Source organism: Pontimicrobium sp. MEBiC06410 (genome assembly GCF_053601615.1).
This window is the reverse complement of the sequence record NZ_JBSHNT010000133.1, coordinates 85,340-99,846: the sequence shown is the minus strand read 5'-3', so window position 1 is coordinate 99,846 and position 14,507 is coordinate 85,340. Positions and strand designations below refer to the sequence as shown.

The window sequence follows — 14,507 nt, the reverse complement described above, 5'->3', positions numbered from 1 at the left end:
AAATATATTAAATGGTGTGCATTTAGACTTAAATGGAACAAAAATAGGGTCTGAGAGAGAGCATTTCTTTGCAGCAGCAGGTTATGTCTTTGATTTATCAGAAAACTTTAAGTTAAAGCCTCATGCATTAGCAAAGTTAGCCTTTGATGCTCCAGTAAGTTACGATGTTAACTTAAACCTATTTATGTACAATGTAGTAGAAATAGGAGCAGGTTACCGTTTAGAAGACTCATTTAGTGGTATGATAAACTTTATGATATCTCCTAATTTAAGAATAGGCTATGCTTACGATAGTATACAGTCAGACTTAAATGTTGTTACAAACTCGTCTCATGAGATATTTATAAACTTCGATATTTTCTTACCTAAGAAAGTCTCTCGTTCACCACGTTATTTTTAATAGTTAAAAGAAAAGATAAAAATTATCAGATGAAAAATATAGTATTATTTATGGCATTAGCAATTTTGAGTGGCTTTACAGTTACAGCTCAAAATAAAGCTACAAAAAAAGCAGATAAGTACTTTGCAAAATTCGAATTTGTTGAAGCTGCTGAAGCGTATAACAAATTAATAGAAAACGGAAAAGGAGACGCTTATGTTTACGGGCGTTTAGCAGAATCTAACTATAATATCTTTAATACAGTAGAAGCAGAACGCTGGTATGCTAAAGCATTAGAAACTTCAAGTGATGCAGAAATGACTTATAAGTATTCTCAAATGTTAAAAGCAAACGGAAAGTACGAAGCTTCAAATGTACAAATGAAAAAGTTTGCATCTATGCGCCCTGGAGATGATAGAGCTCAAGCTTTTTTAGCTAACCCAAACTACTTACCTAAAATATTAGAAAGAGGTAAAAAGTTTAATGTTCAAAATTTAGATATCAATACGGCAACTTCAGATTTTGGAGGAACCCTACAAGATGGTAAGTTATATATAACTTCTGCTAGAAATGATTCTAGAAAAACTTACGGATGGAATGAACAGCCTTTTCTTGACATCTATGAGTATACTGTAGCAGAAGATGGAACATACCAAGGAGAAGAACTATTAAGTAATGATATTAATACAAAATATCATGAAGGTGTTGTGTCTTTTACACCAGACGGAAAAACAATGTATTTTTCAAGAGAAAGTTTTTTCGAAAACATTTATGAGAAAGATTCATTATCTAACACAAAGTACAGTGTATTACACATGTATGTTGCTAAAAAGAGTGGAGACGAATGGAAAAATGTAGAAGCATTATCAATGAATAGTAGAAACTATTCTATTAAAAACCCATCGGTAAGTAAAGATGGAAAAATATTATATTTTGCTTCAGATATGCCTGGAGGTTACGGTAACTTTGATATCTATAAAGCATCTATAGGTAATGGAGGACAAGTTGGAGAACCTGTAAATTTAGGACAAAAAGTAAATACAGAAGGACAAGAAATGTTTCCTTTTATTGGAGACGATAACACACTATATTTCTCTTCAACAGGACATTTAGGTCTTGGAGGAATGGATGTATTCCATACTAAAGAAATAGATGGAAAAATGGCACCAATACGTAATGTAGGTATACCAGTAAATAGTAATGGAGATGATTTCGCATTTTCTATGAACGATGAAACAGGAGAAGGTTTTGTATCCTCTAACAGAGAAGGTGGAAAAGGAGGAGACGATATTTATGGTGTTAAAAAATTACAACCTATTTGTGATGTTTTAATTGCAGCTAATGTTACAGATAATAAAACAGGAAAACCTTTAGAGGGAGCAATGGCTACATTATACGATAATCAAGGAAATAAATTATCTTCTAAGCCAACAAACGCATTAGGACTTGTTGAGTTTATTGTTGAGTGTGAAACCGAAACGGAGTTAGAAGTAACTATGGATGAGTACGAAAGTAAAAAAGTAGAAATCCCTGGTTCGTCTGAAGAAGAAGTAACTGTAGATGTTGCTTTAGACCCAATTGAAGTAATCGTTAAAGATGATGAAGTTGTATTAAACCCAATTTTCTTTGAGTTTGATAAATCTAATATTACTGCGCAAGCAGCTTTTGAGTTAGATAAATTAGTACAGGTTATGAATAAATATCCAGACATGGTTATTTATGCTACATCTCATACAGATAATAGAGGTTCTGCTTCTTATAATGAGAAACTATCAGATCGTCGTGCAAAAACGACTGTACAATACATTATTTCTAAAGGAATAGACACAACAAGAATATCTGGAGCTGGAAAAGGTGAAAATGAACTAGCTGTAGATTGTGGTACTGGTTGTACTGAAGAGCAACACCAGGCTAATCGTCGTTCAGAATTTTTAATCATGAGCGGAGGTCCAAAAAATAATCAATAATTATTTTATAAACACAGCGAATTGTCTAGAAGCCAGTTTTAAATTTATTTTGAAGCTGGTTTTTTATGCCTTAACCTTTTTTAAAGCATTTTATGGCTCCTTTATACATTACTCACTAAATACTATATATTTTTTAAAACTATTATTTAGAAGACTCTAAAATTTGTTATTTAAAGTATAATTTCCTTAGTTTATTTGTTGTTTTCCTATACTTATTTTTTCAATTTCTGGGCCTTAATAATGCCTAAAAGCATTATTAAACTATTACAACAAAGACATGAAAAAACTAAAAATATTTATTCCTAAAAATGTGTAACCTTTACGAAATTATTGCAGAATTAGAAACAGTTGAGGAAACCAAAACCTTCATTAACCAGAAAACCTAGCCTAAAGTAAATCTCGTTTTTTAGGATATAGAATTAAGAGGTGGCAATGTATATTTGAAATTTATAATAAAACCACCTTAAAAACCAGTTAAAGTAGACTAAGTAACTTTAATAGTTAGTTAGGTGTATAATGTAATAGTTAAAGACTTAAAATTTTAAATAAATAACCCCAGAATTCACATTGAATTCTGGGGTTATTTTTATTAATATAAAATATATTCTATACTTACTTTTAAGTATACGTTATAAACGATTGTTATTAGAATCCGTAATTCATACCTAAACCAAATACTTGTCTCGTTTGGAAACCTTTAAAAGCATTATCGTCATAAATTGTTTGAAAAGCTAAATTTGCAGATAAATATTTATTTATAGACATTACTAAATTCATAGTATAATCTATATCTACATTTTGTGGGTCTTCTAAGTAATTAGAGTATAGGTTTAAAATGTTTTCCATAGAAACGTTTTCCATTAATTTAACCTTGTAGTATGCTCCTAAAGCAAAACCTAGCTCAAAACGAAACGTTTTGTTCGCTTCTACACCAAAGTAACCACCAGCTTCATTAAAAGCGCTTTCGGCACCTACAGGAACAGCTGTAAACTCATCGTGTACAAATATCATTTTAGCCGTAGCTGGAGCAAAATTTACTTTTAAGTTATCGCTTTTTTTCCATAACATACCTGGACCAAATTGTAAAAATGCAGGAGAGAAAAAGTGTGTATTTTTAACACCCGTATCTGCATCGAAGCCAGAGTCCATTTGCGTTTTAAAGTTTAAAAATGCAGAATAAAACCAAAATTCGCTTGCTTTTTTACCCACTAAAGAATTAAACTCTAAACGATCGTCTGTTTTTTGTTTGTCTGCTCCTTTAATTTTAGTAATACCATAAGAAGCAATGATTTTATTATCCCAAAGCAGCCCATTGTTATTTACATAGTTAAAATCGTAGTTTAAACCTAAAGTCCCAGAAATGTTATTTATTCCACCAGCAGTCCAGTTTTCGAATGATGATTGATTAAATAAAAATGAGATGTTTCCGGTTCTTGTCCAACCTTCTTTAGGGGCATCTGCTGCAGCTTCATCTTGTGCATGTATTGAAAAAATTCCAATAAAAAATGCAGATAGTAAAAGTATTTTTTTCATGTTTAAAATATTAGATATTGCAAAAGTATGGTAAATAATAATGCTATAAATAAATAGCGAAAATAGAGTAAACGTGTAATCGATAAACTACTATTTTTTTCGATTACTTGTTTTTGTATAAAGGTACAGAAGAGCATGCCTCTCCATACATTATAGATTTAGCAACTGGTTTTAATTTAGAGGAAAGCATAATATAAGCGCTGTCTGGTACAGGTTTTTTAGAGCAACCTTTTACTATTACCGGTTTATCTTTAAAAGGAGAAACGTCTAAGTCGTTTATTATGTTTTGGTATATAATGGTTTCTAAACTATCTAAGTTGCCTAATACAGTGAGTGTGGCAAAAGGCTCTAAATGAATTGTAATAAGCATATAAGCCCATGCGGGTACTATAGCATCACTACTACAGCTTAAAGCAACATATTGGTTTTTATGTTGAGCCCAATTATAGGTTTTTATTTGAGTTCTAAACTCTTTTTCTCTTAGAACAAGACCTTCATATAACCAATCTTTAATATCAAAAACTACACGTTTACCTTCAGGATAATAGTCCTCAAGATCTAAAGTCATTAACTTACTATTAGCTACTCTATTTACTATTTCTTCTGCCATAAGTGGTTATAACATTCCTAATTCTAATTTGGCTTCTTCGCTCATTAAATCTTGAGTCCATGGCGGATCGAATGTAATTTCTACTTCGGCATCTTTAACGTCTTTTAAAGACTTTACTTTTTCTTCAACCTCTAGAGGTAGGGTTTCTGCTACTGGGCAATTAGGAGTTGTTAAAGTCATTAAAACCTTAACATCGTAATCTTCATTTACAAAAACATCGTAGATTAAACCTAATTCATATATGTCTACAGGAATCTCTGGGTCGTATATAGTTTTTAAAACGTTAACTATTTTTTCTCCTAATTCTGCTGTATCTATTGTTGTTATATCGCTCATGGCTAACCTATTTTAATTTCACATTTAGTGAAAAAACGCATTTTAATTTAATTGTGTTTGGTATGCAATAGCATACATTTTTAGCTGTTTTATCATACTTACTAAACCATTAGCACGAGTAGGAGATAAATGCTCTTTTAAGCCTATTTTGTCTATAAAATCGGTATTGGCTTCAATAATATCTTTAGGGTTTTGGTTAGAAAATGCTCTAATTAAAATAGCTATTATCCCTTTTGTAATTATGGCATCGCTATCTGCTGTAAATGCAACTTTATCGTCTTGTAACTCTGCATGTACCCAAACTTTACTTTGGCACCCTTTTATTATATTATTATCTGTTTTGTATTGTGCATCAATTAAAGGTAAGTCTTTACCTAAATCTATCATATATTGGTAACGCTCTTCCCAATCTTCAAACATTGAGAATTCGTCTATTATTTCATCTTGTATTTCTTGTATACTTTGCATGAATACTAAATTTTTCTTTTGCAAAAATAAGCAATTATGACGACGAAGACTACTCTTTATCTTTTACAATGGCTAACATTTTGTTAATTAGGTCTGCAACGCCTTTGTTAGGTTTACCTGCATCAAAATTAGGAACAGCATAAGTTTCTCCATCTTTAATAATTTTAAACTCTCCTATTGGCGCTCCATCATAAAATCTGGCTTTACTTGGTGCTTCCATAGCAGGCATACCTTTTAAGTCTGTAATATCTACAAGTAACATTAAGTCTTTCCAATCTGTATCATTAATTGTTTTTTCTGTAGGCTTATCGTTTCTATTTTTTTGAATAGTGGCTTTTTTATTACTCATTTTTAGCTCGTAAAAACTACCTCTTGTAATTGCAGAATATTCTAAAGCAACATTTAAATTTTGTAGATTTTTCATTAGTGTCTCATTTTGTGCCTCTTCACTGGATTGTGCTGCTGCAGAGTTAGAAGCCTCTTTTGCACCTCCACAAGCATTTAAAATAACAGTAAAAAGTAGTAAAGTAATTATTTTCATGGTTTTTAATTTTGTTGTTTGTATTATAATAATACAAAAAAGACGCCAAAGTTGACGTCTTTATATGTTTTTAAAAGTAAATAGGGTGATTAGTTTCCTAAATCTTCTCTTGCTCCACCAGAAGCAAAAAGAGCACGCATTCTATTTCTTTGTCCATCTGAGAACATGTACATACAGGCATCATCAACATAATCCATATAGTTCATTGTCATGTCGTTAGACTTGCAGTTTACTGTTGGGTACGATGGGCAACCATAGTTTGGAGCATCAGATGTTGGTGTGTCTGCTACGAAATCGTCTTGACGACATCTTCCATCTCCCCATATATGACGTAAGTTTAAGTAATGACCAACTTCGTGAGTTGTAGTTCTTCCACCATCAAAAGGAGCAGAAACAAATCCTGTAGTTCCAAAGTATTGTGTCCCTACTACAACACCGTCTGTTGACGAAGGTCCTCCTGGAAATTGTGCATATCCTAAAATGCCTCCACCAATGTTACATACCCAAATATTTAAGTGTGTATTTGGTGTTACTGGAGGGTAAGCAGCTTTAACAGCATCATTAGTTCCCCATGATGATGTAGAGTTAGCATGCCTAAATGTTCCAGCTAAAGTAAATTCTATTTCACTATCTGTAATATCATTTGCAAATTCTGCTGGGACTTGACTAGCATCACTATTTGTTTTTCTAAAATCATCGTTTAAAACATTAATTTGAGACGTAATCTGTGCATTGCTAATATTCTCGTTAGAGTTACTGTATACAACATGAACATAAACAGGAATGTTAATAATACCTAATCCATCTTCTATTGGTAATACATCAGTGTCTCCGCCGCCACCGCCGCCGTTTCCGCCGCCGCCGTTACCTCCACCATTTCCTGGTTTATGGTTTAGTGCTAATGCACGTGTGTGATATTCTATATCGTACATTTTATCCTTTAATCCTGGATTTTCACTTAATTGACGGTTTAAGTTTACCATAGAATAACATGCATGTTTACCTAGTGCTAGCCTAGCGCCTTCTTCAGACGTTGCATCTGTATAAACATAAAAATCCGACATGTCTACTTTTGATTGATTTTCGGTTGCAATTTCATTTTTGTCATCACTACATGATGCAAAAAGCATAGCTATAGAGGCTAATGCTAGAAGTGGCTTCTTCATAATTTGGTTATAAATTGGTTAATATGTTGACGAATATATAAAATAAATGTAAAAAAAATAACAAATTCATAATATTTTAATCGATAAAAAGATACCGATTAACCGAATGTTCATTCGTAAGTATTGTCTTTCAGGTTATTAGAATGATAATTAAGACAGCATCATTTGTGCTTTTTTAACACCAGAGACCAAAATATCAATTTCTTCTTTTGTATTGTAAAAAGCAAAAGAAGCTCTTACTGTTCCTGGTATATTAAAGAAACTCATTATTGGTTGCGCACAATGATGCCCTGTACGCACAGCTATTCCTAATTTATCTAAAATAGTACCTACATCGTAAGGGTGTATGCCCTCTAGGTTAAAAGAAATAACAGAGGTTTTTTGTTTAGAGTTACCATATATTGTTAAACCCTCTATTTCCGAAAGTTTTTCTGTACCATATTTTAAAAGCTCGTTTTCGTAACTAGATATAGCTTCAAAACCAATAGTATTCATGTAGTTTAAAGCAGCTCCAAAAGCGATACCACCACATATATTTGGTGTACCTGCTTCAAATTTATGAGGTAAACCTGCATAAGTAGTTTTTTCAAAAGTAACTTCGGCAATCATTTCACCACCGCCTTGATAAGGGGGTAATTTATTAAGCCACTCTTCTTTTCCATAGAGTATACCAACACCAGTAGGGCCGCATATTTTATGTGCAGAGGCTACATAGAAATCTGCATTTAAAGCTTGCATATCGGGTTTAATATGTGGGCAAGCTTGTGCGCCATCTATTAATACTGCTGCATTAAATTGGTGTGCTTTTTCTATAATATATTCTATAGGGTTAATTATACCTAAAGCATTAGAAATATGATTTACAAAGACTAATTGTGTGTTTTCATTTAGCAATGCATCGTAACTGTCCATTTCCAACTCTCCGTTTAGGTTCATTGGTATAACTTTTAAAATAGCACCTGTACGTTCGCAAAGCATTTGCCAAGGCACAATATTACTATGGTGCTCTAAGGCAGATACAATAATTTCATCTCCTTTTTTTAATAGGGATGTAAATCCATTAGCGACTAAATTAATACTATGTGTTGTTCCAGATGTGTATATAATTTCGTGAGCATGTTTTGCATTAAAATGGTCCTTAATAATTTGTCTGGCTTGTTCATACTTATCGGTTGCCTCTTGGCTTAAAGCATGAACTCCTCTATGAATATTTGCATTATAGTTACTGTAATAATCTACAATAACATCGATAACTTGTTGTGGTGTTTGCGATGTTGCAGCATTATCAAAATACACTAAAGGTTTACCATTTACTTGTCTAGAAAGTATGGGAAAGTCTTTTCTAATTTTATCAAGGTCTAACATGTTACAAATTTAAGGTTTGTTTGTTAAAAAGACACATAATGAAAATAGAAAGATGCTATTTATAATATTGAATTGTCTATTCTTTTAAAAATGTTTTAATATTTATTTTAAATGCATTTTAATAAAATGTATATTTGAAAAATGTATAACTGATGTTCTGTTAAAAAAGAACAGATAAATTAAATCATTATGAAGAAATCATTTTATGTATTAGGGTTTATAACCTTTTTTATTTTAGGTATAGGAGCCATGTTTGAGTTTTTAACTTGGCCCTATAGAGGTATTATAGTATTTATAGGCTTCTTGTTTTTAAACTTTGGATTGATACCAACATACTTCTATCAAAAATATAAGCAATGTTAGTTATGTTAAGGTATTTAATAGTTGCAATAACTATATTAAGTGCAAACTTATATGCGCAACAAACTATAGAAACTAGAATAGATGCTATTTTAGACACATATAATAAACCTAACCAGCCTGGTTTAGGTATAAGAGTGGTAAAAGATGACAGTATTATTTACTCTAAAGCTTATGGTGTTTCTAATTTAGATTACGGAATTAAAAATACAGATTCAACAGTATTTTCTTTAGCTTCTATTAGTAAGCAGTTTACAGCATCTGCGATTTGGTCCTTATTACAAGCTAATAAAATTAGTTTAGAGGACGATATTAGAAAATATTTACCAGAGTTTCCTAATTATGGTGAGACAGTAAAGATTAAGCATTTGTTAAATCATAGCGGTGGAATTAGGGGTTACCACACATTAATGCATTTGTCTGGTTTTGATTATGATACTGTTTATTATGATAATGAAACGGTACTACAATTAGCTTGTAGGCAAAAGAACTTAAATAATAGACCGGGAGAGAAGGTAGTGTATTCAAACACTCATTATAATCTTTTGACAATAATAATTGAGCGAATCACTAAAAAAAACCTAAATGATTATTTAAAAGAGCATATACTTAAACCTCTTAAAATGAATCAAACGTTTGTTCGTGTAGAGCATGGCAAACCAATACAGCATAAAGCCATAGGGTATAAATATAAAGATGATGGTTATATATATTCTACATCAAACCAGTTGAGTTATGGTGCTGGAAGTATGGGGTCTAGTGTTATTGATATGACAATTTGGATGCAGATGCTTAATGGAAATAATCCTGCATTTAAATCGCTTTCACAATTTTTAAAAACCACAGAGGTACTACTTAATGGAGAGGAAGCAAATTATGCCAGAGGTGTAATGGTAGACACTTACAAGGGGTATAAAACAGTTAGTCATAGTGGTTATGGTTTTGGTGGCCAATCTCAACTTATAACTATTCCTGAAGAGGGGATAGGTGTTATTATAATGACTAATCTACAATCTATTAATCCTACACCAATATCTTATAAGATTTTAGATGTTTTGTTACCTGAAAAATTAGAAGAAAAAAAAGAGGTAAAGACTGACTATAACGTTGAAGCCACAGTTTTTAAAAAATTTATAGGAGAATACAAAGAGGTTATTAGCGATATGAAAATGACTATTTCTATGGAAAACGATACCTTAAAGGCATTGAGTTCTTTGGGAAGAAATGCAATACCACTTATTCCTTTTGCAAAGGATAAATTTTGTAGACTACAAAGTCAATCTGTAAAATATGATTTTTCTAAACGCTCTAATTATGATCTGGTTATATCTTTTGGAGGGACTCCATTTTATTTTGAAAAAGCAAAATTTGTAAACCCAGCATCTGTTAATTTAAATGAGTATACTGGTGATTTTTATTCAGAAGAATTAGAGACTAATTATAGGTTTTATATTGAAGGTAATACGCTAAAATTGTCTTATACAAATAATATGGGTATTGCTCTTTCTCCAGTTAAGTTGAACGAATTTGGTAATAACGATAGAACATTATACCAATTTATAAAAGATAAGAATAATAGCGTTATTAGTATGTATTTGTCTTGCGATGGGCAAGTAAGTAATATAGAGTTTGTAAAACAAAAAAGCCGCTTATAGCGGCCTTTTTTGTTTTATAAGAGGTTTTGTTTACAAATCAAAACCAATATTAACACCTAATTTCATGGCAATTAACTTATTTATGCGTTGTTTTAATTCTGGAATTTTTACAGAACTTAAAACATTATTGCTAAAAGCATACATTAAAAGTGCTTTAGCTTCTTTTTTAGGGATTCCTCTAGATCGCATGTAAAACATAGCGCTTTCGTCTAGCTGTCCAATGGTACATCCATGAGAACATTTTACATCGTCTGCAAAAATCTCTAATTGAGGCTTTGTATTAATTGTAGCCTTATCGCTAATTAATATATTATTATTAGCTTGAAAAGCATTGGTTTTTTGAGCTTCTTTTTCAACAACAACTTTTCCATTAAAAACGCCAGTAGCATTATCTCCAAAAATACCTTTATAGTCTTGATGACTTTCGCAATTTGGTTCTATATGGTGTACTAATGTGTTGTGGTCTACGTGTTGTTTATCTCCAATAATAGTAATACCCTTCATGGTAGAATCTATATGTTCTCCATTTTGGTAAAAATTAAGATTATTACGTGTTAGTTTCCCTCCAAAAGAAAAGGTGTGTACTAAACAATGGCTATCGCTTTTTTGATCGATAAATGTATTATCAATTAAAGAGGCATGGCTATTATCGTTTTGAATTTTGTAATAATCTACAATTGCATTTTTGTTAGCAAAAATTTCGGTAACACTATTTGTTAATACAGGATTATCGGTTAAGCTTTGGTGGCGTTCTATTATCTGTACTTGTGCATTTTCTTCTACAACAATAAGATTGCGGGGTTGTAACATTAAAGCCGACTCATTTCCAGTAGAGAAATGTATAATTTGAATTGGCTTTTCTGCAATTTTACTTTTTGGAATATGTATATATGCACCTTCACTTGAAAACGCAGTATTTAAAGATGTCAAGCTATCTTTGGTAGCTATTTTATTAAAATACTTATCTATAACCGCTTTGTACTTATCTTTGTTTAATGCAGAAGACATTAAACACACATCCATTTTATCATGTGTTGTTTGTGATAAGTGTGATGAGTATTTACCATCGATAAAAATAATGTTATAAGTATCTATATCATGTAAAAAATACTTTTTTATATCCTTATAATCTAATGCATCTTCCTGTTTAGGAAATACACTATAATCTTCCTTTAAAATCCCTTTAAGAGAGGTATATTTCCAAGCTTCTTCTTTTTTAGATGGAAAGCCAGTAGCTTCGAATGTTTTTATAGCTTCTGTTCTAATATCATGAACAGGAGAATCTATATCTACGTGGTTTTCGAAAGCTAAAAAGGATGATACTAATTTTTCTTTTAAATCCATTGTTTAAGTATTCAGTTTTACAAAACTCTATAATAACTAAGAGCTGTAAACTAATTTTAAGCGTCTACTTTTTCCTTTATCCAGTCGTATCCTTTTTCTTCTAGCTCATGAGCTAATTCTTTACCACCAGATTTTACAATTTTACCTTTATATAATACATGTACATAATCTGGCACTATGTAATCTAATAAACGTTGGTAGTGTGTAATAACTACTACAGCATTGTCTTTAGATTTTAATTTATTTACACCATTGGCAACAATACGTAAGGCATCAATATCTAAACCTGAGTCTGTTTCATCTAAAATAGCTAACTTAGGTTCTAGCATAGCCATTTGAAAGATTTCATTACGTTTTTTCTCTCCTCCAGAAAACCCTTCATTTAAAGAACGCGATAAAAACTTTCTGTCTATTTCTAATAGTTCCGATTTTTCGCGAATTAATTTAAGCATATCCTTTGCAGGCATATCCTCTAAACCTTTTGCTTTACGATTTTCGTTAATAGATGTTTTCATAAAGTTAGTTACAGATACTCCAGGTATTTCAACGGGGTACTGAAATGATAAAAAGATACCTTTATGAGCACGCTCTTCTGCTGCTAATTCATTAATATCTTCACCTTCTAAAATGATTTCACCTTTTTCTACTTCGTATTCTTCTTTACCAGCAATAACAGAAGCTAATGTGCTTTTTCCAGAACCATTTGGTCCCATTATGGCATGTACTTCTCCTGCTTTTACTTCAAGATTAATTCCTTTTAAAATCGACTTATCTTCAACACTAGCGTGTAGATTGTTTATTTTTAACATCGTATTATTGTCCTATTTTAATGACTTCGTTTGCTTTTGGATCTAGTGCTTTTACGCTTACTATTTCTTTAATTTCTATTCTATATGGCCAACCTTCTTCTCCTTCTGGGATTGGTGTTATTTTTCCACGAACTTGAACAGCAACACCATCTGTTGCTTCTTTTCTAAATGCTTTACCCATGTTATATAATTCGTGCATTTTATCATCTATAATTACACCATATACAGAGCTTCCAGATTGTAAAACAGCAGCATCTGCATAGTATATAAACTCGCCTGCTAATAATGTTAAACCATCATTTTGCTTTGCTGTTTTCTCTGTTAAATCTGTTGGTGTTTTTGTAGTAACCTCAGTTGTATTTGTATCGTTTTTACAACTTGTAAATACTGAAAGACCTAAAAGTAAGATGAAAATTTTCTTCATAATTATTATAACTATTAAAGGGTTTTATACTTCCGAAAAAACGGATTGTTTTTAATTTTTATATTAACCTACAGAGCCTTCTAAACTTATTTCCAATAGTTTTTGTGCTTCTACAGCAAATTCCATTGGTAATTTATTTAAAACTTCTTTACTAAAACCATTAACTATTAATGCTATGGCTTTTTCTGTATCTATACCACGTTGGTTACAATAGAAAATTTGATCTTCACCAATTTTACTAGTTGTAGCTTCGTGTTCTATTTGAGCTGTTTTGTTTTTGGCTTCTATATATGGGAAAGTATGGGCGCCACATTCGTTACCCATTAATAAACTATCGCATTGAGAGAAGTTACGTGCATTTTCGGCTCTAGAACTTATTTGTACTAAACCTCTATAGGAGTTTTGAGATTTTCCTGCAGAAATACCTTTTGAAATGATTGTGGATTTAGTGTTTTTTCCTAAATGAATCATTTTAGTACCTGTATCTGCTTGCTGGTAGTTGTTTGTAACTGCTATAGAGTAAAATTCTCCAACAGAGTTATCTCCTTTTAATACACATGATGGGTATTTCCATGTTACAGCACTTCCTGTTTCTACTTGTGTCCAAGAAATTTTTGCATTGGTTTCGCAAAGTCCTCTTTTAGTAACAAAATTGTAAACTCCTCCTTTTCCTTCTGCATTTCCTGGATACCAGTTTTGTACTGTAGAATATTTTATTTCTGCATCATCTAAAGCTATTAGTTCTACAACAGCAGCGTGTAATTGGTTCTCGTCACGACTTGGTGCTGTACACCCTTCAAGATAGGATACGTAACTACCTTCGTCTGCTATAACAAGTGTTCTTTCAAATTGACCTGTTCCAGCTTGGTTAATTCTAAAGTAAGTAGATAATTCCATAGGGCAACGTACACCTTTAGGAATATAACAAAAAGAACCATCGCTAAATACAGCAGAATTTAATGCTGCATAAAAATTATCTTTTTGCGGAACAACAGTTCCTATATATTTTTTTACTAACTCTGGATGCTCTTTAATGGCTTCAGAGATACTCATGAAAATAATTCCTTTTTCTCCTAAGGTCTTTTTAAAAGTTGTTGCAACAGAAACAGAGTCTACAACAACATCCATTGCTACGCCTGCTAACTTTTTTTGCTCGTCTAGAGATATGCCTAGTTTTTCGAAAGTTGCTAATAACTCTGGATCTACTTCATCAATACTATCATATTTAGGCTTACTATTTGGTGCCGAATAATATGAAATAGCCTGAAAATTTGGTTTTTCGTAATGTACATTAGCCCATTCAGGCTCTTCCATGGTTTTCCAAATTTTAAAGGCTTCTAGTCTCCATTCTGTCATCCACTCTGGTTCGTCTTTCTTTTTAGAAATGGCACGAACAATATCTTCGTTTAAACCAATAGGAAAGGTTTCAGATTCTATATCTGTATAAAAACCATATTCGTACTCTTTGGTTTTTAATTCTTCCCTTAAATCGTCTTCGGTATATTTGCTCATTTATTTATGAATTGAAAGATTGAAAAACGTAATTACTA

General features: G+C 31.8%; 15 protein-coding genes. 4 read left to right on the top strand and 11 right to left on the bottom strand.

Translation table 11 applies throughout. The features are described 5' to 3' along the window. The coding region (locus tag ACVC08_RS02960; RefSeq protein WP_452600935.1) for a type IX secretion system membrane protein PorP/SprF at positions 1-400 on the top strand (400 nt) is incomplete at its 5' end. Between the two features lie 29 nt (positions 401-429). Beyond that, positions 430-2,346, top strand: coding sequence for an OmpA family protein (locus ACVC08_RS02955; RefSeq protein WP_452600934.1), 1,917 nt, complete (start codon positions 430-432; stop codon positions 2,344-2,346). 645 nt (positions 2,347-2,991) lie between these two features. Here ACVC08_RS02955 and ACVC08_RS02950 read toward each other — a convergent pair. From ACVC08_RS02950 to ACVC08_RS02920, 7 genes are all read right to left on the bottom strand, one after another. Further along, positions 2,992-3,879, bottom strand: coding sequence for a DUF3078 domain-containing protein (locus ACVC08_RS02950; protein ID WP_452600933.1), 888 nt, complete (start codon positions 3,877-3,879; stop codon positions 2,992-2,994). Between the two features lie 103 nt (positions 3,880-3,982). Next, positions 3,983-4,489, bottom strand: a complete 507-nt coding sequence (locus ACVC08_RS02945) for a DUF2480 family protein (protein ID WP_452600932.1) — start codon at positions 4,487-4,489, stop codon at positions 3,983-3,985. 6 nt (positions 4,490-4,495) lie between these two features. Further along, positions 4,496-4,825 carry a DUF59 domain-containing protein gene (locus tag ACVC08_RS02940; RefSeq protein ID WP_452599570.1) on the bottom strand — a complete coding sequence of 110 codons (330 nt, stop codon included), beginning with the start codon at positions 4,823-4,825 and terminating at the stop codon, positions 4,496-4,498. 42 nt (positions 4,826-4,867) lie between these two features. Beyond that, a complete protein-coding gene (locus ACVC08_RS02935; RefSeq protein WP_452600931.1) occupies positions 4,868-5,293 on the bottom strand; it encodes a SufE family protein in 426 nt (141 codons plus the stop codon). 49 nt (positions 5,294-5,342) lie between these two features. After that, complete coding sequence (locus ACVC08_RS02930) at positions 5,343-5,834, bottom strand: hypothetical protein (protein ID WP_452600930.1); 492 nt, start codon at positions 5,832-5,834, stop codon at positions 5,343-5,345. Between the two features lie 89 nt (positions 5,835-5,923). Beyond that, on the bottom strand, positions 5,924-7,000 hold the full coding sequence (locus tag ACVC08_RS02925) for a M43 family zinc metalloprotease (protein ID WP_452600929.1): 1,077 nt from the start codon (positions 6,998-7,000) through the stop codon (positions 5,924-5,926). A gap of 150 nt (positions 7,001-7,150) precedes the next feature. Continuing rightward, positions 7,151-8,365, bottom strand: coding sequence for an aminotransferase class V-fold PLP-dependent enzyme (locus ACVC08_RS02920; RefSeq protein WP_452596631.1), 1,215 nt, complete (start codon positions 8,363-8,365; stop codon positions 7,151-7,153). 189 nt (positions 8,366-8,554) lie between these two features. Here ACVC08_RS02920 and ACVC08_RS02915 point away from each other — a divergent pair, with 189 nt between their 5' ends. Both ACVC08_RS02915 and ACVC08_RS02910 read left to right on the top strand, forming a co-directional pair. Then, the gene (locus ACVC08_RS02915; RefSeq protein WP_452596630.1) at positions 8,555-8,728 is read left to right on the top strand and encodes a hypothetical protein; all 174 of its coding nucleotides are present in this window, start codon (positions 8,555-8,557) and stop codon (positions 8,726-8,728) included. Continuing rightward, positions 8,722-10,380 (top strand): serine hydrolase domain-containing protein, encoded by a 1,659-nt coding sequence (locus ACVC08_RS02910; RefSeq protein WP_452600928.1) that lies wholly within the window; start codon positions 8,722-8,724, stop codon positions 10,378-10,380. Before ACVC08_RS02915 ends, ACVC08_RS02910 begins: the two co-directional genes overlap by 7 nt. Positions 10,381-10,410: 30 nt before the next feature. Here ACVC08_RS02910 and sufD read toward each other — a convergent pair whose 3' ends face one another. The 4 genes from sufD to sufB all read right to left on the bottom strand — a co-directional run bounded on the left by sufD (position 10,411) and on the right by sufB (position 14,469). After that, complete coding sequence (gene sufD / locus ACVC08_RS02905) at positions 10,411-11,724, bottom strand: Fe-S cluster assembly protein SufD (protein ID WP_452596628.1); 1,314 nt, start codon at positions 11,722-11,724, stop codon at positions 10,411-10,413. A gap of 56 nt (positions 11,725-11,780) precedes the next feature. Next, a complete protein-coding gene (gene sufC, locus ACVC08_RS02900) occupies positions 11,781-12,533 on the bottom strand; it encodes a Fe-S cluster assembly ATPase SufC (RefSeq protein WP_452596627.1) in 753 nt (250 codons plus the stop codon). A gap of 4 nt (positions 12,534-12,537) precedes the next feature. Then, positions 12,538-12,957 carry a hypothetical protein gene (locus ACVC08_RS02895; protein ID WP_452596626.1) on the bottom strand — a complete coding sequence of 140 codons (420 nt, stop codon included), beginning with the start codon at positions 12,955-12,957 and terminating at the stop codon, positions 12,538-12,540. Between the two features lie 63 nt (positions 12,958-13,020). After that, positions 13,021-14,469: a Fe-S cluster assembly protein SufB gene (sufB, locus tag ACVC08_RS02890; RefSeq protein ID WP_452596625.1), complete on the bottom strand. Its 1,449-nt coding sequence runs from the start codon at positions 14,467-14,469 to the stop codon at positions 13,021-13,023. Between the last annotated feature and the right edge of the window lie 38 nt (positions 14,470-14,507).

Bases quoted from the DNA above. Each gene is read 5' to 3' on its own strand.
- ACVC08_RS02955 (WP_452600934.1), top strand. From the start codon at position 430: ATGAAAAATATAGTATTATTTATGGCATTAGCAATTTTGAGTGGCTTT.
- ACVC08_RS02950 (WP_452600933.1), bottom strand. From the start codon at position 3,879: ATGAAAAAAATACTTTTACTATCTGCATTTTTTATTGGAATTTTTTCA.
- ACVC08_RS02945 (WP_452600932.1), bottom strand. From the start codon at position 4,489: ATGGCAGAAGAAATAGTAAATAGAGTAGCTAATAGTAAGTTAATGACT.
- ACVC08_RS02940 (WP_452599570.1), bottom strand. From the start codon at position 4,825: ATGAGCGATATAACAACAATAGATACAGCAGAATTAGGAGAAAAAATA.
- ACVC08_RS02935 (WP_452600931.1), bottom strand. From the start codon at position 5,293: ATGCAAAGTATACAAGAAATACAAGATGAAATAATAGACGAATTCTCA.
- ACVC08_RS02930 (WP_452600930.1), bottom strand. From the start codon at position 5,834: ATGAAAATAATTACTTTACTACTTTTTACTGTTATTTTAAATGCTTGT.
- ACVC08_RS02925 (WP_452600929.1), bottom strand. From the start codon at position 7,000: ATGAAGAAGCCACTTCTAGCATTAGCCTCTATAGCTATGCTTTTTGCA.
- ACVC08_RS02920 (WP_452596631.1), bottom strand. From the start codon at position 8,365: ATGTTAGACCTTGATAAAATTAGAAAAGACTTTCCCATACTTTCTAGA.
- ACVC08_RS02915 (WP_452596630.1), top strand. From the start codon at position 8,555: ATGAAGAAATCATTTTATGTATTAGGGTTTATAACCTTTTTTATTTTA.
- ACVC08_RS02910 (WP_452600928.1), top strand. From the start codon at position 8,722: ATGTTAGTTATGTTAAGGTATTTAATAGTTGCAATAACTATATTAAGT.
- sufD (WP_452596628.1), bottom strand. From the start codon at position 11,724: ATGGATTTAAAAGAAAAATTAGTATCATCCTTTTTAGCTTTCGAAAAC.
- sufC (WP_452596627.1), bottom strand. From the start codon at position 12,533: ATGTTAAAAATAAACAATCTACACGCTAGTGTTGAAGATAAGTCGATT.
- ACVC08_RS02895 (WP_452596626.1), bottom strand. From the start codon at position 12,957: ATGAAGAAAATTTTCATCTTACTTTTAGGTCTTTCAGTATTTACAAGT.
- sufB (WP_452596625.1), bottom strand. From the start codon at position 14,469: ATGAGCAAATATACCGAAGACGATTTAAGGGAAGAATTAAAAACCAAA.